Raw genomic sequence first — 19775 nt, 5'->3', positions numbered from 1 at the left:
TTTTTTATTATTTTACATAGTTTTCTTTCACAACTGTTGCACAACGCTCACATAATGTTTCATGTTCAGCATCTTTACCAATTGTTTCTGAAACTACCCAACAACGTTCACATGTTTCACCAGTTGCTTGAGCAACAACAACCGCTGTATGTTCATACTTCGGTGCATCTGCTGGCGCTTCTTCCATCATACCACCAAGTTTATACTCAGAAACGATGAATAATTGCTTTAAGTCTTCGCTAATAGACTCTAACATAGCTTTCATTTCTGCAGTTGGATATAGCGTAATGCTTGCATTTAATGACTTACCGATTACTTTTTCATTACGAGCTACTTCTAGTGCTTTTAACACGTCATCACGTAATGTCATAAATGCATCCCATTTTGTTTTTAATGCTTCCGCGTCATCTAATTGTACAGCTTCTGGCATATCAGTTAATTGTACACTTTCTTCTGTTACGCCTGGAATGTATGGCCATACTTCATCAGCTGTATGCGGTAAGATTGGTGTTACAAGTTTCGTTAACGCAACAAGAACATCATATAATACAGTTTGAATTGCACGACGATCTTCGTGGTTTGCACCTTCAATGTATAAAATATCTTTTGCAAAATCTAAGTAGAATGAACTTAAATCAATTGTACAGAAGTTATGAATTGCATGATACACAGCAGCGAAATCGTATGTCTCATATGCTTCTTTAACTTTTGTAATTAAGTCATTTAATTTCACTAACATGTAACGATCTACTTCACGAAGCTCAGCTACAGCTACTGCATTTTCACTTGGCTTAAAGTCGTCTAAGTTTCCTAATAAGAAACGGAATGTGTTACGGATTTTACGATACACTTCTGCTACTTGTTTTAAAATATCATCTGAAATACGTACGTCAGATTGATAGTCAACAGAAGATACCCATAAGCGTAAGATGTCTCCGCCTAATTGATCCATGATTTTCTTCGGTACGACGATGTTTCCAATCGACTTACTCATTTTACGTCCTTCACCATCTAGTACGAAACCGTGGCTTAGTACGCCTTTATATGGAGCTTTACCTGTTACAGCAACTGCTGTTGATAATGAAGAGTTAAACCAACCACGATACTGGTCAGATCCTTCTAAATATAAATCAGCTGGACGCTGTAAATCTTCGCGCTCTTCTAATACAGCTTGGTGAGAAGAACCTGAATCGAACCATACATCCATGATGTCTGTTTCTTTACGGAATTCGCCATTTGGGCTACCTGGATGTGTAAATCCTTCTGGTAATAGATCTTTCGCTTCACGCTCAAACCATACGTTAGAACCGTGTTCACGGAATAAATCTGCTACATGGTTAATTGTTTCATCTGTAATAATTGGATCGCCATTCTCAGCATAGAATACCGGAATTGGCACACCCCATGCACGCTGACGAGAAATACACCAGTCACCACGGTCACGAACCATATTATGAAGACGAGTTTCTCCCCATGCTGGTACCCATTTTGTTTCCGCTACAGCTTCTATTAATTCTTTACGGAATGCTTCAATAGATGCAAACCACTGTGCTGTCGCACGGAAAATAATTGGTTTTTTCGTTCTCCAATCATGTGGGTATGAATGCGTAATGAATGTTAGTTTCAGTAACGCGCCTACTTCTTCTAATTTTTCTGTAATTGGCTTGTTAGCTTTATCATAGAATAAGCCTTCAAATCCAGGTGCTTCATTTGTTAATACACCTTTATCATCAACTGGGCAAAGTACTTCTAATCCATACTTTTTACCAACAACGAAGTCATCTTCCCCGTGTCCTGGTGCTGTATGAACACAACCTGTACCTGCATCTGTTGTTACGTGATCTCCTAGCATTACTAATGAATCACGATCGTAGAATGGATGTTTTGCAACTGTGTACTCCAGTTCGCTACCTTTTACTGTTTTCACAACTTCAGCATTTTCCCACTCTAACGTTTTTGCAACTGTCTCAAACAGCTCAGAAGCAATGATATATTTCTCATCATTTACTTTTACAATGCTATATTCAAGCTCTGGGTGAACAGAAATACCTAAGTTTGCAGGTAATGTCCAAGGTGTTGTTGTCCAAATGATGTACTTTTCATCACCTTCTAATACGTTCTTTCCATCTTTTACAGGGAATGCTACGTAAATAGATGCTGATTTTTTATCTTGATATTCAATTTCAGCTTCTGCTAAAGCAGATTCACTCGTTGGAGACCAGTAAACTGGTTTTTGACCTTTATAGATATAACCTTTTTTCGCCATGTCACCAAACACTTTAATTTGTTGTGCTTCATAAGCGGGCTCTAAAGTAATATATGGATTATCCCAATCTGCACGTACACCTAGACGCTTAAATTGTTCACGTTGACGTTCTACTTGTTCATATGCATACTCTGCACATAACTTACGGAACTCAGCAACTGTCATTTCTTTACGCTTTACACCTTTATTTGTTAAAGCTTGTTCAATTGGTAAACCGTGCGTATCCCATCCTGGAACATATGGCGCACTAAAACCAGTCATTGATTTATAACGAACAATAAAGTCTTTTAATACTTTATTTAATGCATGTCCCATATGAATGTCACCATTCGCATATGGAGGTCCATCATGCAATACAAATAAAGGACGACCTTTTGTATGTTCTTGTACTTTTTCGTAAATATTCATTTCAGCCCATTTTTCTTGCATTGCAGGCTCACGTTTTGGTAAGTTCCCACGCATTGGGAACTCTGTTTTCGGCATCAGTAATGTATTTTTGTACTCCATGCTCAATTCCTCCTTACATGTATATAAGAAATACTTAAAAAACGGAATAAAAAAGAGACTTTCTCATCCCAAAAAGGGACGAGAAAGTCTCCCGCGGTACCACCCTAGTAGATCATATACATATGTATAGAATCCTCTTATATTCTTAACGCGAATACACGCCTACGCTTACTCTATTTGTTCAGCGCGGAACTCCAGGGTGATATTCCCACTATCTCCTTATCCTGAGCTTACACCGTCCTCAGTTCGCTATATAAGGTTTGAAAAGGTACTTATCCCTATCTTCGTTTTTCTTAATAAATATGTTGTTTAAAATTATATGTAATAATGAGAAAAACGTCAAGCTTACACTGTTTCTTCTTTTTTCAACAGTTCATCTACTTCGTCTTCTAACTCAATTAGTTTATCCCAATCATCGTTGTTTAACATTTCAAGCTGTGTTTCTAATAACATACGGAAACGAGTTCGGAATACTTTCGCTTGTTTCTTTAACTCTTCAATATCAAAAGCAACTTTTCTTGATTTTACTAATGCTTCGTTAATAATACGATCAGCATTCTTTTCAGCTTCACGCACAATTAATTTCGCTTCTTTTTGCGCATTACGTTTTACTTCTTCCGCTGCTTCTTGCGCAACAACGATAGATTTGTTTAACGTATCTTCAATATTAGAGAAATGATCTAACTTCCCTTCTAACTGCGCAACTTTTTCTTCTAAAGCTTTTTTCTCACGAATGACCAATTCATAATCTTTGATAATTTGATCAAGAAACTCATTTACTTGATCTTCATCATAGCCACGGAATCCGCGACCAAATTCTTTGTTATGAATATCTAATGGTGTTAACGGCACAACGCCACCTCCAAGTAGTTATCTAAATTTCCTCTTTCAATTATATCTTTTCTTCGACAAAATAGGAGGATTTCCTTCTAAAAAACCAATCATTTTAGTATACCATACAAAATTCTCCATTTGTCGCGTTTTGTTCTACCTTCTACAGAAAATAATTTACTTCGGCCATATCCTCTAACAGAGAAAACGTCTCCTGGATAACATTCATAAGAAGTTTGTTCCACTATTTTCCAATTAACTTTTACTAAACCATTTTTAATGAAAGGTTGTACTTTCTGTCTAGATAAATGTAACATTTCAGCTAACATAACATCTAAACGAAGTGAAGAAACCGTTCCAGATTTCTCCCCCCACGTTTCATGTATCTGTAGAATTTGTTCTCCTTGTACTGCTGATAAGGAGACTTTTACTTTTCCTATTGCTTGTAAGTTCATCTCAATGTACGATACGATTTCTTTCGCAACTACAATTTGGGCACGATTTTCTTGCAGCAAAATATCACCACATTTTTCTCTCGTTAAACCAAGAGACATAAATGTACCTAATATTTGCCTATGTTCTAGCGTATAAAACTTGGAAGGATAGTCAATTTCTAATACTTCTACTTGAAATTCTTCTTCATTTAATTCTAGATAGTCTGGATAAATGAGTGCTCTTTTACGCTCTGCATTAGGCGTTGCACCACCAAATTGCACAGCAACATCTCCTTGTCCAATTACCATAGAAACAATTTGTTGCTGTCTTGGATCAAGGAAATCTGTTAATTTCACTTGATGGTACTCCGCCGTTCGCTTCCACTCTAGCACTTTATCTACAAAGACCTCTTCATCAGGCCTAAAATGTTCGTAAATGCTCATGTATTTAACCTCTTACTATAAGAAATAGCCGAACAAGCTGAACAAACCACTTTTAGCAAGTTTTAACGCAAAAATCGCAACGAGTGGAGAAATATCAATCATACCCAGCGGCGGAATAAATCTGCGGAATGGTTCTAAATACGGTTCACAAATTCGCGCCAAGAACTCTCCAAAAGATGATTCCTTTGCACCAGGAAACCATGATAGGAGAATGTAAATAATCAGTGCCCACGAGTAAATCTCGATAGCAGAACTTAACACCATTAAAACTGTTGTCATGGCGTATTACCACCTCTTTATATTTGTTTCTTCTTCTTCACCGAATAACTCTGAAATTGCACCAACAATATCAACATTTTCAGGTGTACACATAAATGTTTTCGGTCCTATTTTTTGAATGTCCCCGCCTATAGCGTATACAGTACCACTTAAAAAGTCAACGATACGTACCGCTTGATCAGTAGACATTCTCTGCAAATTAATTACAACAGCTCGTCTACCTTTTAGGTGGTCCGCAATCCCTTGCGCTTCCGAATATGTGCGTGGTTCTAATAAAACAACTTTTGAAGATTGTTTTGCTGTTTCAATACTCACAACATTTTGCTTCGGTTGCGCTTTCGGAAACGTAACATCTTGTTGTTCTGGTGGATCTTGCTGCTTTTTCATGTCTGTTTGCTCCTTTTCATAACCATATTGAGCTGCTTCTTTTTCTTCCGGTGTATCAAAAAAGAAGTATTTTACTTTTGACCAACTCATAATAAGATTCTCCTTCCTTTTACGCTTTTCCTACTAAAATCGTTCCCAAACGAATATATGTAGCCCCTTCTTCAATTGCAATCGTGTAATCGTTGGACATTCCCATTGATAATTCTTTACATGGCGCATGTAATAACTCTAGCTCCTGCACCTCTGTTTGTAGCATACGTAATTCCTTAAAACAGCGTCTGATTTCTTCCTCTTCTTCTGTAAATGGAGCCATCGTCATTAGTCCAACCACTTCAATTTTATCGAATTCTTGCAAACTTTGAATAAAAGAAACAACCTCTTCTATTGCCAATCCTTGCTTCGATTCTTCAGATGAGGTTTTCACTTGAATAAAGCATTTCACTTTCTTATCAGCACGTTTCTGAATTTCTTTCGCCAGGGAAAGACGATCTAACGAATGTAAATAATCAATTTCATTAATGATTTCTTTTACTTTTCTCGTTTGTAATGAGCCAATAAAGTGCCAATTAACTTTTGAACCGAAATGCTCGTATTTCTGTAAGAAACCTTCATTTCTATTTTCACCTAAATCGATAATTCCAGCTTCAATTACTTCGTTTGTTTTTTCAATCCCTACAGTTTTTGTCACTGCAACAAGTTTAATATCTTGCAACGAACGTCCAGCTCGAGCGCAAGATTCTTTAATAGCTTCGTTTACAATCACTAAATTTTCTTGTACTGTCACTTGCTTCCTTCCTCCTTAAAACCTATGAAACTCAACATTCTTCCTGTCTTACCTTGATCACGACGATGAGAGAAAAATAGTTGCTCTTCACAGCTTGTACAAAGAGATGACATTACAATATGCTCTTCTTTTATGCCTGCTTGTACACATAATATACGATTAATTTCTTTTAAATTAATTGCGTACTGCCCGTCAGAAATTTTTTGATGAGGAACAGCACCGCTAACTACTTCCTGTGCTGCTGTTAATACACGATCATCCACAACATAACAACAAGATCCGATCGACGGCCCAATTGCAACATGAATTTCATCACTTGAAATACCTTCTGCATTCCACTTTTGAATCATTTCCTTTGCAATCTCTTGTACAGTGCCTTTCCATCCAGCATGCGCAAGTCCTATCATACCATGTGATGGTGCATAAAAATAGAGCGGAACACAATCCGCGTAACAAGACGTTAACAGAACATCTTCATTACTCGTATAAATGCCATCTGTTTTTGAAATGCCGTCCTCATATGAATAGACGCCACTTCCTTTTTCCTGTTGCCCTACTTTTTTAACATGATGAGCATGAACTTGTTCAGAGCAAATCCAGTTTTCTAATGGTTTTTGTAACTTATTTGCTAAAATGCGTCTGTTTTCATGAACGTTCTCCACGATATCATTCACATGTAATCCTAAATTCATCGCATGAAAGGAGCCCGTACTTATCCCACCATCTTTTGTCGTAAATCCAGCAGTAATGTTTCCAAGTTCTTTCCACGCTTGTAAATACAGTATACCGTCCACATATTTAAATGGTTCTCTCATAATAAAGCGGCTCCTTTTAATTAAAATAACAGAAAAAAGCATGGTACTTCCTGTCTATTTTACCATACTTTTATTTTTTCATAATCCTAACAGAAAAAAAAGAGGAATTTGTAATATTCTTTATGAAATTGTCGGTGTTTGTATTGATTCTGTTACAGAATTAACAGGATTTACTCTTACAAGTATGACATCTTCCCCAATTTTCACAATTTCCTTCCAAGGAATTACAATCTCAACATCTTTTCCAAAAATACCTAGCATACGTGTCTGTTTGGAAATAATAACAGAACAAATTTTCCCTGTGTTCATATCAATTTCAATATCTCCAATATTCCCAATCCTTTTTCCATCTGAAATATTTATAACATCCTTCATCTGTAACTCTGAAATTCGTATCACCATTTTTATCCTCTCCCTTATATGACGAATTGGAAACTGTTTCTCATATTTACAGGAAGCCACCTATACGAAACACCATGCTAGTTTCATTATATGAACACTAATCCCCTACTATGAGCACAAACCATATTACATATAAAAAGGTCTCACCATAATTGGTGAGACCTTATCCTTGAATCGTTTTATTCATTTGTTTAATGGCTGACTTCTCTAAACGTGATACTTGCGCTTGGGAAATCCCAATTTCTTCTGCAACTTCCATCTGTGTCTTTCCTTGGAAGAAACGTTTTCTAATAATCATTTTCTCTCGATCATTTAAACGCTTCATTCCTTCTTTTAATGCTAATTCTTCAACCCACTGCTCGTCCTTTTGTTTTTCATCACTTAACTGATCCATAACAAAGATAGGATCTCCTCCATCATTATAAATCGGTTCAAATAATGAAACTGGGTCTTGAATCGCATCTAAAGCAAATACTATCTCTTCATGAGTTACTTCTAGCACTTTTGCAATATCCATTGCTGTTGGTTCTTTTGAATTTTCTGCAATCAACTTTTCTCTTACTTGCAAAGCTTTATACGCAATATCTCGCAATGAGCGCGATACGCGAATTGGATTATTATCACGCAAATATCTGCGTATTTCCCCAATAATCATCGGCACAGCATACGTTGAAAATTTTACATTTTGGCCTAAATCAAAATTATCAATTGATTTCATAAGTCCAATGCAACCAACTTGAAATAAATCGTCAACATATTCTCCTCTGTTATTAAATCTTTGGATGACGCTCAGTACAAGACGTAAGTTTCCATTCACTAATTTTTCTCTTGCGCTTATCTCTCCACTTTGCATTTCACGAAATAATTTACGCATCTCTTCATTTTTTAATACTGGAAGTTTAGCTGTATCAACACCGCAAATTTCTACTTTGTTTCTCGTCAAAGTGTTCCCTCCTATCGGGAGTTGCTGTACAGTGTAAAGTATTTCCTTTGAAGGGGATTTTATGCATATGGTTTTTTCACGATTTTTTATTTAAATTATCTTTCCTAATACAACTAAATAGAATAAGACCAGCCTACATAACGGCTGGTCTTATTCTTCACACCATTTTATTAAATTCTTTTCGTAATCTTTTTATAATTCTTTTTTCTAAACGCGAAATGTATGACTGTGAAATCCCAAGCATATCCGCCACATCTTTTTGCGTCTTTTCCTCTCCTCCGGCAAGACCAAACCGAAGTTCCATAATTTGTTTTTCACGATCATTTAATTGGTGTAATGCTTTCATTAAAAGGTGACGATCTACAGTAGCTTCTAAATCTTTTGTAATAATATCATCATCTGTACCTAACACGTCAGACAACAACAGTTCATTCCCATCCCAATCAATATTTAGCGGTTCATCAAAAGAAACTTCTGAACGATTTTTGTTATTTCGACGTAAATGCATTAAAATTTCATTTTCTATACAACGCGATGCATATGTTGCTAATTTTATTTTCTTTTCTGGATTAAATGTATTTACCGCTTTAATAAGGCCGATTGTTCCTATACTAATCAAATCTTCAATATTTATCCCTGTATTTTCAAACTTTCTTGCTATATATACAACGAGCCTTAAGTTACGTTCAATAAGTAATGACCTTGCTGCCTGATCTCCCTTTGGCAATTTATTCAAAAGAACTTCCTCTTCTTCTTTCGTTAACGGTGGTGGCAACGCTTCACTTCCACCAATATAATAAATTTCATCGGTCTTAATTCCTAATTTCAGCAATACTTTATACCAAAGGTATACTAAATAAAATTTTAATTTCATCATATTATCCCGCCTCTCATTATTAAGCGATCACCATTTTTTGTGAAATCAACATTTTTGGATGCACAATACATTGATACTCCCCATTTGTAGACAGTTGTTGTGTATTTAATCCAATTAATACTTTGTTTACAACAATAGAACTACCTTCATGATCAACTTGCACACTGTCAGGCTTAATTGCCCACAAAAATTGACTTTCTACTCCTACTGCACGGAAAGGAATTAAACGTAATTTTGTCGCCCAACCAGAATCATTTTCTGGTATTTGAGGAATTTCTGTTTTGGAATAAATTTGTTCTGTTAACCAAGATGGTAAGCAATGTTCTAATGATGAAACATGCATAATCATAACGGGTGTTTTTGTTAATGGATCGTAAAGTTGGTTCCCACTGTCAATAAGACCTGCCAGTTCTAGTTCTTCTTCGGCCAATTGAATTTTTACTTTCACAATTTGGTCATAGTGTATTTTCGTGACCTCTACGCTTTCAATACGCTTTTTAGAAAAATAATAAATTACCGGAAAGCCAAAAATAACAAATAACCAACTAATTGGATCGCCGTAAGAAATTGACTGAGATTGAACCAATCCATTTACCATTTCATTCGTTTGCAAAAAGAAATGAGTTCCAATTAATCCTCCGCCAACCATAAAGGTTACAAAGTAAAAAGTAAAAACAGTCTGTGCATAATTTCTAAATGTTGTAAACCCAAATGCTGTATACACAATAAGTAACGAGTACAGTAGTTTCATAATTGGATGTGTCATCATAGAAGCAAAAGGAGTAAAGGCAAAAATAACAATAGTTGAACCTATAAATGCCCCTAACACAAGCCTCCATCTTTTGATTTTCTTTTTTAACACGGTAGCTGTTAATAAAAGCAAAAGAAAATCAATGCAGGCGTTTAACAACCAAACAACGTCGGCGTAAACAACCAAACAATTCACCTCTTTTTTCAAGTTGAGACTAGTATAATGCATATCCAATAGGAAAGTGTGTCAATTTGCGGAGGTGTTTTTTTGTTATTTTGTGATTTCTAGACATAATCTGTCGGTAAAGAATAAAAGTACAAATTCATAGAATGATATACTCTTATTTTCACCAACAAAATATATTGAAATATACGAAATAAAAAAAGACCTGCTTAGCAGGTCTTTTCCATTTAAAAAACAAAAAAGGAGCATGAAAGCTCCTTTTTTTATCGTCTACGACGGTTACGTAAAAATGCTGGAATATCGATATCATCTGAATCTGAATGACGTTCATGTACAACTGGCTCTTCACGCTTCATTTCACGTTTTACTTCACGTTGTTTTGAAGGTTGAGCTACTGGTTGTTGCTGTTGTTGCGTGTGGTTCGCATTCGGACGAATAATTGGTTTTGGTGGTTGAGTTGCAATGCTATCATCAAAACCAGTTGCAATTACAGTTACAACGATATCATCTTTTAATCCTTCGTTAATAACAGAACCGAAGATCATATTTACTTCTGGATCTGAAGCTGAGGCTACGATATCTGCCGCTTCTTGTACTTCATATAAGCTTAAGTTAGCGCCACCCGTAATATTCATGATAACACCTTGAGCTCCATCAATAGATGTTTCTAGTAATGGACTAGAAATCGCTTTTTTCGCAGCTTCTGCAGCACGATTTTCCCCGTTACCAGAACCAATACCCATTAAAGCAGAACCTCTATTAGACATAATTGTCTTTACGTCTGCAAAGTCTAAATTAATTAAACCTGGCGTTGCAATTAAATCCGAAATACCTTGAACACCTTGACGTAATACGTTATCAGCTTCACGGAATGCTTCTAACATTGGCGTATTTTTATCAACGATCTCTAATAAGCGATCGTTTGGAATTACAATAAGAGTATCTACATTTTCTTTAAATGCTGCAATACCAGATGCTGCTTGCGTTGCACGTTTACGTCCTTCAAAAGTAAATGGACGTGTTACAACACCAACTGTTAAAGCACCTAATTCTTTTGCAACTTGAGCAACAACTGGAGCTGCACCAGTTCCAGTTCCACCGCCCATACCAGCAGTTACGAAGACCATATCCGCACCACGAAGTGCTTCTTGGATCTGTTCTTTACTTTCTTCTGCAGCTTTTTTCCCTACTTCAGGGTTTGCGCCTGCACCAAGTCCACGCGTTAATTTTCCACCAATTTGCATTTTTGTTTCAGCTTTTGATAGATTTAATGCTTGTGCATCAGTGTTCACAGCGATAAAGTCTACACCTTGTACACCGTGTTCAATCATACGGTTTACAGCATTGTTTCCGCCACCGCCGACACCGATAACTTTTATATTCGCTAATTGATCTTGAGTAGTATCAAACTCTAACATGTCGAAATCCCCCTAGAACCTCATTTTTCGTGTCCAATTTTAATCCCATAAATAACGGAATACACGTTTTACTTTTGACATCATACGGTCATCATTTTGATTATTATTGTTTTGATTACGAGTTTTTTGTTTCGCAGGTTGCTGTTGTACCGGCGTTGGTGCTGGTGCTGGTACTGTTTCAAAATGCTCTTGCTTTTCCTGCACATTTTTCCCACGTAATTTAGCTTTTTGATAAGAATGTTTAATTAATCCAACTCCGCTTGTATATTGGGGCTCACGCACACCAATATAATCAGGAGTTGCTACACGAACATTTTCATGTAAAATATCATATGCAAGATCAAGAACACCTGGCATAGAAGCAATTCCGCCAGTTAGTACATAACCAGAAGCCACTTGCTTTACTCCTAACTTACGCACTTCATCTTGAACAAACATTAAAATTTCCTCTACACGAGCCTCTATTATATCCGATAATTCCAACTGAGAATATTGTTCTGTTTGATCACTTCCCATAATAGGAACCGTAAACATCTCTTCTTCAGATGCTGTATCATAAAAAGCATGTCCATATTTCAACTTAATTTGATCTGCATTTTCTGTTGAAGTTTTCAACCCAATTGCAATATCCTTCGTTATATGGTCTCCACCTAATGGTAATACGCTCGTCGCTTGTAACTCTCCGTCTTTAAAAATAGATAAAGTTGTAGATCCTCCCCCCATATCAACAAGGGCTACTCCTCTATTTTTTTCATCTGAAGATATAGCAACTGTTGCAGCCGCTAAAGGTTGAAGACAAATATCAACAATTTCAAGACCTGCTTTTTCTACACAACGAAGTAGGTTATGTAGTAAAGTTCTCGAGCCTGTAATAAGTGTACCTTCCATTTCTAATCTTACACCGATCATCCCGCGTGGATCGTTAATCTCGTCAAGACCGTCTACGATGAACTGTCGAGGTACCACATCAATAAACTCACGTTCTGGAGCAATTGACACAACTTGTGCTGCATCTAGAACGCGTAAGACATCTTCATTCCCGATTTCACGATCTTCATTTGAAACAGCGACTACTCCGTGACAAGGAAGTAGCTGTACCTGGTTTGCATTGACACCTACTACAACTTGCTCAATATGGATTCCCACCATACGCTCAGCTTGTTCAATTGCTTTTTTAATTGATCGAACAGTCTCGTCTATATCAACTATCGATCCCTTCTTTAAACCATTTGATTTTACATTTCCAACACCAATAATGTTTAAGCTGTCATTAACCATTTCACCAATGATGACTTTAACATTGGATGTACCGATGTCAAGACTAACATATATTTCATTGCTGTTCATTCTTTGGCACCTCCTTCTTTATTTATACCATACAACTCAATATATGGAACAACAATCGCAACTTTACTATTTATAAGAAAAATATTCAACGTCTTTATACGTTTCCCTTTTTTAACCCTATATTTTTCTTATTTTTATTTAGCATTCAATTAAGAATATCGCAGTAAACTATGAATAACTGCTTATCTTGAAATAATTCTATTTCGAGTGTAAAGTTTACCGCCAAGTATAAGTCTACACTAAGATGTACTCATAGAAAAGTGAAACTTGTACCAATACTAGTATGAATCTAAGAATTTTTACATATTTTTCATCAAATGAACCATTCTTCTAAATTCGTATGCATATAACAGAACGTTTGTTTTGTTTTTTTCTGCTATAAGCAACGAAAACTACCATTCTATTCTTTTTTTTCTTCCGCACCTAATTCTTTCGTATATGCACCTACTTCTAAATCAATTAATACCTTCTTACCTGGCTCAATTGTTTTTAAAATAAGCGGATAGGCTTCCATACGTTTTGCGAAATTTTGAATCGTAGTGCTCACTTCATAACCTTCATTCATATATAAAGTAAGATGATCTTCATTCGCATTCGTTGGAGAATAGCGAATCTCCGAAATAGATTTTAAAATAGCTGGTGTTAATTTTTCTAGTTCAGCGATTAACTCCTTCATTTTCTCTTCTTTAAAAGGTTCGAAAATCGGTGCTGCAACAGGAAGTTTTCCATTAGGTAGTACATCAAGTGTTTTTCCATTCTCTAATAACGGTTGTAATTTTCCCTCTTTATTTATATAACCAATCGTTAAATATTCTTCAATATGAACATCAATCTTGTTTGGAAAACGTTTTTTTACATTTACTGCTTTAATTTCTTTTCGCTTCGTTAAGTTTTCTTCAGCTTTATGTGCTGTCACTCGGAAATAACTTGTATCATATGTCACGCCTGAATCCTTCATTACTTGCTCATCCGTCATATAATGATTTCCAAACACACTAATCTTTTTTATATTACTAAGCGGAGACCGAAAATAAATTAAAAAGAGCACTAATAAAAATAAAATTGATATGTATAAAATCAATCGATGATTAACATTTTTTTTGTTTTTTTTCTTTTGATTTTTCAATTTTGGTACACGATCTTGTAGTTTAATCACTTTACTATTATTCATGTACGATCCCCCTATGTAACATAAAGAACGGCATGTTCCTCATGCCGTTCTTATCTTCTTATTATAACATAAATGATAATGAGCGGAACGAATAACCGTTATCTTCCAATGATTTCTACTTCTGTGTGCATATCTACATCAAATTTATCCTTAATTGTATGTTTTATTAATTCAATTAAGGACAATACATCTTGCGCTGAAGCTCCCCCGGTATTAACAATAAAATTGCCATGCATTTGAGAAATTTGAGCTCCACCAATCCTATAACCACGAAGCCCTGCTTTTTCTACTAAATCGCCTGCAAAATGTGGGATTGGATTCCGAAATATACTTCCTGCACACGGGTGATTCCATGGTTGCGTTTCACGGCGGTAATCTTTATTATTTTGCATGCTACGTACAATTTCTTCACGTTTTCCCGCCTGTAATTGAAACTCCGCCTCTAAAACAATACCAGGCCGTTTCGTTTGCAATACAGATGCCCGATAAGAAAACTCCAATTCTTTATTCGTTAACCAGTCAATTGTACCGTCTTCAAACAGAATGAGAGCCTTCGATAATACACTCGATATATCCGATTTATGTGCACCTGCATTCATATATACTGCACCACCGACACTTCCTGGAATGCCGCTTGCAAACTCCAATCCAGCTAACCCTTGACGACTAAGTAAAGTTGACAATTTAATAAGAGAATATCCACTACCAACTCTTACCTTATGTTTTTCGACCTCTAAGTGATCTAATCCTTCTCCTAAACGAATAACAACACCTTCTATGCCTCGATCAGATACAAGAAGGTTTGAACCGCGCCCAATTACAGTCCACTTCGTTTTGTATTGCTTTACTAACTGTAATGTTTTTTCAATACCGGCTACATGCTTAGGCACAATTAAAATATCCGCTGGTCCACCTATTTTCATAGTTGTATAACGCGCTAACGACTCGTTAACTAAAACACGACCAACGTCTGCTTCTATAAGCTCATTTACTAATTGTTCCATAGACAATCTCCCCCATATTAAGTCTCCTTATGACAATAATATGCAGGGCGTTCACCTAACGTTATCCCTCTATTTACGGGCATTACAGCTCCTAAATCAAAATTCGGCGGTAACAAAGAAGTTAGGCGGTATCGGGATGCCAGTAAACATCCGATTAGTGAAAGGTAATAATCAACGAGAGAGAATCACTCCCCACTGATTAAAGCCTCACTTTATTTTTTTACAAGCTTATTCATTACTTCATACAGCTTATTTGCTGCATCTGGAATACCTAGTTTCTTAGCAGCTAGCTTCATATTTTGTAATGTTTGTGCATCCAATAAAATCTCATCAATATCACGAATAAGTGTTTCAGCTGTTAAATCTTTTTCAAGTAACATTTTTGCCGCTCCTTTATCAACAACTGAACGTGCATTCTTTTCCTGATGATTATTTGTTACGTACGGACTCGGTATTAACACACTTGGTTTTCCTAACGCTGTTAATTCTGCAAGTGTTGTTGCCCCAGCCCTTGAAACAACAAGGTCTACACCAGTTAGTACCTCTGGCATATTATGAATGAACGGCTTAATAATAACATTGTTCGGGTTCCCTTTTTGCTTCACGGCTTCCATCACTTTGTCATAATGTACTTCACCTGTTACATATAGTATTTCGTAGCTTTTGTTCCCAAACTGTTCAATTGCTTCAACGAAGGCATCGTTAATCGGTCTAGCCCCACGACTTCCACCAAATATAAGTACAGACTTTTTAGGAAGAGAAAGCCCAACTGAACGTTTCCCTTTCATTCCATTTTGATCCATTACCTCTGATGCTCGCGGATTACCTGTCATTACCACTTTTGACTCTGGAAAATGCTCTGTAGCTGCTTCAAAACAAACAGCAACTTTATCAACATAACGACTTAAAAATTTGTTCGTTACACCTGGTACACTATTTTGTTCATGTACAATAGTCGGAATACCTAATTTGGCTGCAGCGTATACAACTGGTCCACATACATATCCACCCGTTCCAATTACGATATCCGGATTAAAACGACGAATATATCGTTTACTATCCTGTACACCTTTTAGAAAACGCATTACTGTTTTCACATTATCTAATGATATTTTTCGTTTAAATCCGCTTATAACAATAGATTGAAATGGTATACCTGCTTTTGGAACGATTGTACTCTCTAGTCCATTTTCCGTACCAATATATAAAAATCTTGCTTCTGGATTTAACTTTTTTATTTCTCTAATTAAAGCAAGAGCTGGATAAATATGACCACCAGTCCCCCCACCACTCACTAATACACGCACTACTAACTCCTCCGCTTCTCTTTTCTTATTTCCATTATATTTATTTCTATATACATATTGCATTTTTACACACATACGAAAAACCCTGTCTTATAAACAGGGTTTAGTAGCGAGAATGGCGACTTATATTTAATAATACACCTACTGCCATTAACATTAATGTCAAACTTGATCCACCATAACTTAAAAACGGCAAGGTAATACCCGTAACGGGCATCAGTCCTGTTACAACACCAACATTAATCATTACTTGAATCGCAATCATCGCCACAATACCTACTGCTAAAAACGTACCATATAAATCTGGCGCTCCTAATGCGATACGAATCCCGCGCCATAATAATAGACTAAATAATAATAACACAAATGAACCACCAATAAAACCTAATTCCTCGGATAAGATTGCAAATATAAAGTCAGTTTGTGGTTCAGGTAAATAAAGAAATTTTTGTCTACTTTGTCCAAGCCCAAGTCCAAATAATCCACCGGGTCCAATTGCGAGTAATGATTGGATAATTTGAAATCCACTTCCAAGCGGATCTGCCCACGGGTCTAAATATGATGTAATGCGCTTCATTCGATACGGTGCTGATGCGATTAACCCTACAAACCCTGCTACACCAAGCAAACCAAACATCGCAAAGTGAAAGACCCTCGCTCCCGAAATAAATATCATAATGATACATGTCCCAACCATTACCGTTCCTGTCCCAAGGTCTGGCTGTAACATAATCATCCCAAAAGCAAGAAACACAAAACTAAGAGCCGGTAATAAACCACGTTTAAAAGATGTAATCAATTTTTGCCGTTCCGCTAAAAACTTTGCCAAGAAAATAATCATCGCAAACTTCATAAATTCTGACGGTTGAATCGAAAATGCTCCGATCCCAATCCAACTTCGTGCTCCTCCTCGAACAAGACCTACTCCAGGAATAAGAACGAGAATAAGAAGAATGAAGCAAACTAGCAAAATTACTTTTGAATACGTACGCCACACCCAATAATCAATTTTCATAATAAAAAACATAGCTACTACACCAAGACCCGCAAACAGTAATTGTCTTTTGGCAAAAAAGAATGAGTCCCCCATTTTATAAGAGGCCCAAACTGCACTCGCACTATAAACCATAATCATTCCGATTGTCAACAATGAAAGTGTTACGATGATGAGAATAAAATCAGGCGTTTTCTTCATTACCCACAAACACCACCTCTTTAGGCAGAACCTTTTGCCCTATGTAACAAAACATCAGTAGGTGTTAGCCTACTGATGTTTTGATTTACTTTATATAAGTTTATGCACAGCTTGTATAAAAATGTCTCCTCTTTCTTCAAATGTTTTAAATTGATCCCAGCTTGCACACGCTGGAGAAAGAAGAACAACATCATCTTCTTTAGAATGAGCATAAGCTTTCACCACTGCTTCATCTAAAGTATCGACACTTTCAATTATATCTAATCCCGCTTTTTCTGCCGCTCTTACTAGTTTGGGAGCTGTTTGTCCAAATGTTACAATCGCTTTTACATTTTTGAAATACGGAATTAAATCATCGAATTCATTTCCGCGATCAAGCCCACCTGCTAGTAACACAATCGGTTGTGTAAACGCAGATAGTGCTTTCTCAGTCGCTAACATATTCGTTGCTTTTGAATCATTATAAAACTTACGGTTGTTAATCGTTGTTACATATTCTAAACGATGTTTTACACCAGTAAAACGTTTTAACACGACCGTAATCGCTTCATTAGAAGTACCTAATAATTTCGCAATACTCATCGCAGCTAAAATATTTTCTAGATTATGTTGACCAGGTAAAACGATATCACTTACTTCAACAACTTTTTCACCTTTGAAATAAAGAGCGTTATCTTTTATACACGCACCATCTTCAATTTCTTTCGTTGTCGAAAACAGGATTTTTTGACCTTTAGTATTCGCAGATAACTCCATCACATCTGCATCATCCGCATTTATTACACTATAATCGTTTTCTGTTTGGTTTTTAAAAACATTTGCTTTTGCTAAACCATATTCCTTCTTCGTCCCATGGTAATCTAAGTGGGCTTCAAATAAGTTTAAGAACGCTGCAATTTTAGGTTGGAACGATTCTACTCCCATCAATTGGAACGATGAAAGCTCTGTAACTACAACTTCATTTTCTTTTGCATCCTGTGCTACTTCACAAGCTACAGTTCCTATATTCCCTGCAATAACAGGATGCTTTTGCCCTTCTTTTAACATTTCAAATGTCAGCATTGTTGTCGTCGTTTTACCATTAGACCCTGTAATTCCAACAAATGGTGCTTTTGAAATACGATATGCTAATTCAACTTCCGTAACAATTGGAATTTCTTTTTCTTTCGCAGCAACTAATATTGGATTAGAATACGGGATTCCTGGATTTTTAACGACAAGAGAAATATTTCTCTCTAATAATTCTAAAGGATGGCCACCGCATACAACGTCCATTCCTTTTGCTTGTAATTCTGCAGCAAGTACATTGTCTGCTAAAGGCTTTCCGTCATTTACAATGACATTCGCCCCTAATTTTTGCAACAAAGTAGCTGCTGCATAACCACTCTTTGCAATGCCTAATACAAGAATATTTTTATTTTGAAATTCAGTTACAGTTTTCAATTACATCCACACCCCGATATAAATTCCTAACACAGCTAATAAAAATCCTACAGACCAAAACGTTACAACAACGCGCCATTCTGACCAACCACATAATTCATAATGGTGGTGTAATGGACTCATTTTAAAGACACGTTTTCCTGTTGTTTTAAACGAAATAACTTGAATAATAACAGATAAAGTTTCCATTACGAATACTCCACCAATAATTACAAGTAGTAATTCTTGTTTTAATAAAATTGCTACAGCTGCGATAGCTCCACCTAAAGCTAAGGAACCTGTATCCCCCATAAATACTTTTGCTGGATTCGCGTTGAATACTAAAAATCCCAGTACTGCTCCGACAACTGCCATACAGAATATCGCAACTCCAAATTGTTCTTGCGCTACTGCAATAATACTAAATGCTCCAAATGCAATAGCCGCTGTTCCTGATAATAAACCATCTAAACCATCAGTTAAGTTAACCGCATTCGAGCCACCGATTAGCATAAATAGCACAAGTACAAAATACGCCCAACCTAATTCAAACTTAACATCCGTACCTGGAATCATGATATATGTGTGAAATGCTTGCCCTTTTCCAATTAAAAAGAACGCAATAGCAATAACAAGCTGACCTACTAATTTTTGTTTTGATGTTAAACCAAGATTTCTCTTCTTAACTACCTTTATGTAGTCATCTAAAAATCCAATCAATCCATAACCAAATGTCACTAATAATAATAACGAAACCTCTGCACCTAAATGATTAAACTTAATCGCCATAATAAGTGAAGTGACCATCATAGATACATATATGACAATACCGCCCATTGTCGGTGTCCCTGATTTTTTTTGATGTGACTTTGGTCCCTCATCACGAATACTCTGTCCGAACTTTAATTTTCTTAAAAATGGAATAAACAATGGCGAAAGGGCAACAGAAATTAAGAATGCTACCCCAGCCGTTACTAATAAACCTTGCTCAAGCACATGTAGTCCTCC

At 36.3% G+C, this 19775-nt stretch carries 19 protein-coding genes and 1 other annotated feature; all 19 genes read right to left on the bottom strand.

Features of this window, described 5'->3' with window-relative positions; genetic code table 11:
• Positions 1–7: 7 nt before the first annotated feature.
• Positions 8–2773 carry an isoleucine--tRNA ligase gene (ileS2, locus tag MHI28_RS27710; protein WP_000455953.1) on the bottom strand — a complete coding sequence of 922 codons (2766 nt, stop codon included), beginning with the start codon at positions 2771–2773 and terminating at the stop codon, positions 8–10.
• 71 nt (positions 2774–2844) lie between these two features.
• Positions 2845–3067 (bottom strand) — a binding site (T-box leader).
• Positions 3068–3118: 51 nt separating this feature from the next.
• The gene (gene divIVA, locus MHI28_RS27705) at positions 3119–3625 is read right to left on the bottom strand and encodes a septum site-determining protein DivIVA (protein WP_001131611.1); all 507 of its coding nucleotides are present in this window, start codon (positions 3623–3625) and stop codon (positions 3119–3121) included.
• 89 nt (positions 3626–3714) lie between these two features.
• Positions 3715–4482, bottom strand: coding sequence for a YlmH family RNA-binding protein (locus MHI28_RS27700; RefSeq protein ID WP_000029712.1), 768 nt, complete (start codon positions 4480–4482; stop codon positions 3715–3717).
• A gap of 15 nt (positions 4483–4497) precedes the next feature.
• The gene (locus MHI28_RS27695) at positions 4498–4761 is read right to left on the bottom strand and encodes a YggT family protein (protein WP_000214323.1); all 264 of its coding nucleotides are present in this window, start codon (positions 4759–4761) and stop codon (positions 4498–4500) included.
• A 6-nt stretch (positions 4762–4767) separates the two neighbouring features.
• Entirely contained in the window at positions 4768–5238 is a 471-nt protein-coding gene (locus MHI28_RS27690; RefSeq protein WP_000119129.1) for a cell division protein SepF, read from the bottom strand.
• 19 nt (positions 5239–5257) lie between these two features.
• Positions 5258–5932 carry a YggS family pyridoxal phosphate-dependent enzyme gene (locus MHI28_RS27685; protein ID WP_000218005.1) on the bottom strand — a complete coding sequence of 225 codons (675 nt, stop codon included), beginning with the start codon at positions 5930–5932 and terminating at the stop codon, positions 5258–5260.
• The gene (pgeF, locus tag MHI28_RS27680; RefSeq protein ID WP_001209011.1) at positions 5929–6747 is read right to left on the bottom strand and encodes a peptidoglycan editing factor PgeF; all 819 of its coding nucleotides are present in this window, start codon (positions 6745–6747) and stop codon (positions 5929–5931) included. Before pgeF ends, MHI28_RS27685 begins: the two co-directional genes overlap by 4 nt.
• Positions 6748–6867: 120 nt before the next feature.
• Positions 6868–7149 (bottom strand): YlmC/YmxH family sporulation protein, encoded by a 282-nt coding sequence (locus MHI28_RS27675; protein WP_000236745.1) that lies wholly within the window; start codon positions 7147–7149, stop codon positions 6868–6870.
• A 163-nt stretch (positions 7150–7312) separates the two neighbouring features.
• On the bottom strand, positions 7313–8092 hold the full coding sequence (gene sigG / locus MHI28_RS27670) for an RNA polymerase sporulation sigma factor SigG (protein WP_000197755.1): 780 nt from the start codon (positions 8090–8092) through the stop codon (positions 7313–7315).
• A gap of 157 nt (positions 8093–8249) precedes the next feature.
• Entirely contained in the window at positions 8250–8969 is a 720-nt protein-coding gene (gene sigE, locus MHI28_RS27665; protein WP_000976948.1) for an RNA polymerase sporulation sigma factor SigE, read from the bottom strand.
• Between the two features lie 19 nt (positions 8970–8988).
• Entirely contained in the window at positions 8989–9906 is a 918-nt protein-coding gene (gene spoIIGA, locus MHI28_RS27660) for a sigma-E processing peptidase SpoIIGA (RefSeq protein WP_000261975.1), read from the bottom strand.
• A 260-nt stretch (positions 9907–10166) separates the two neighbouring features.
• Positions 10167–11321 (bottom strand): cell division protein FtsZ, encoded by a 1155-nt coding sequence (ftsZ, locus tag MHI28_RS27655; RefSeq protein ID WP_000888984.1) that lies wholly within the window; start codon positions 11319–11321, stop codon positions 10167–10169.
• A gap of 39 nt (positions 11322–11360) precedes the next feature.
• On the bottom strand, positions 11361–12668 hold the full coding sequence (ftsA, locus tag MHI28_RS27650) for a cell division protein FtsA (RefSeq protein WP_001087559.1): 1308 nt from the start codon (positions 12666–12668) through the stop codon (positions 11361–11363).
• A gap of 400 nt (positions 12669–13068) precedes the next feature.
• Complete coding sequence (gene divIB, locus MHI28_RS27645) at positions 13069–13839, bottom strand: cell division protein DivIB (RefSeq protein ID WP_001065791.1); 771 nt, start codon at positions 13837–13839, stop codon at positions 13069–13071.
• 98 nt (positions 13840–13937) lie between these two features.
• Positions 13938–14843 (bottom strand): UDP-N-acetylmuramate dehydrogenase, encoded by a 906-nt coding sequence (murB, locus tag MHI28_RS27640; protein WP_000437031.1) that lies wholly within the window; start codon positions 14841–14843, stop codon positions 13938–13940.
• Between the two features lie 212 nt (positions 14844–15055).
• On the bottom strand, positions 15056–16150 hold the full coding sequence (gene murG, locus MHI28_RS27635) for an undecaprenyldiphospho-muramoylpentapeptide beta-N-acetylglucosaminyltransferase (RefSeq protein ID WP_014894899.1): 1095 nt from the start codon (positions 16148–16150) through the stop codon (positions 15056–15058).
• Between the two features lie 103 nt (positions 16151–16253).
• Positions 16254–17345, bottom strand: a complete 1092-nt coding sequence (gene spoVE / locus MHI28_RS27630) for a stage V sporulation protein E (RefSeq protein WP_000753521.1) — start codon at positions 17343–17345, stop codon at positions 16254–16256.
• Positions 17346–17435: 90 nt separating this feature from the next.
• Positions 17436–18788 (bottom strand): UDP-N-acetylmuramoyl-L-alanine--D-glutamate ligase, encoded by a 1353-nt coding sequence (murD, locus tag MHI28_RS27625; RefSeq protein WP_000860098.1) that lies wholly within the window; start codon positions 18786–18788, stop codon positions 17436–17438.
• Entirely contained in the window at positions 18789–19763 is a 975-nt protein-coding gene (gene mraY, locus MHI28_RS27620) for a phospho-N-acetylmuramoyl-pentapeptide-transferase (protein WP_000893058.1), read from the bottom strand. It abuts the gene before it with no gap.
• Positions 19764–19775 lie beyond the last annotated feature (12 nt).

Origin of the sequence: Bacillus sp. FSL K6-0268 (assembly GCF_038005425.1) — a bacterium.
GTDB classification, from domain to species: Bacteria; Bacillota; Bacilli; order Bacillales; family Bacillaceae_G; genus Bacillus_A; species Bacillus_A thuringiensis_S.
The sequence above is the reverse complement of the archived record's forward strand: the minus strand, read 5'-3'. Positions and strand labels throughout refer to the sequence as shown.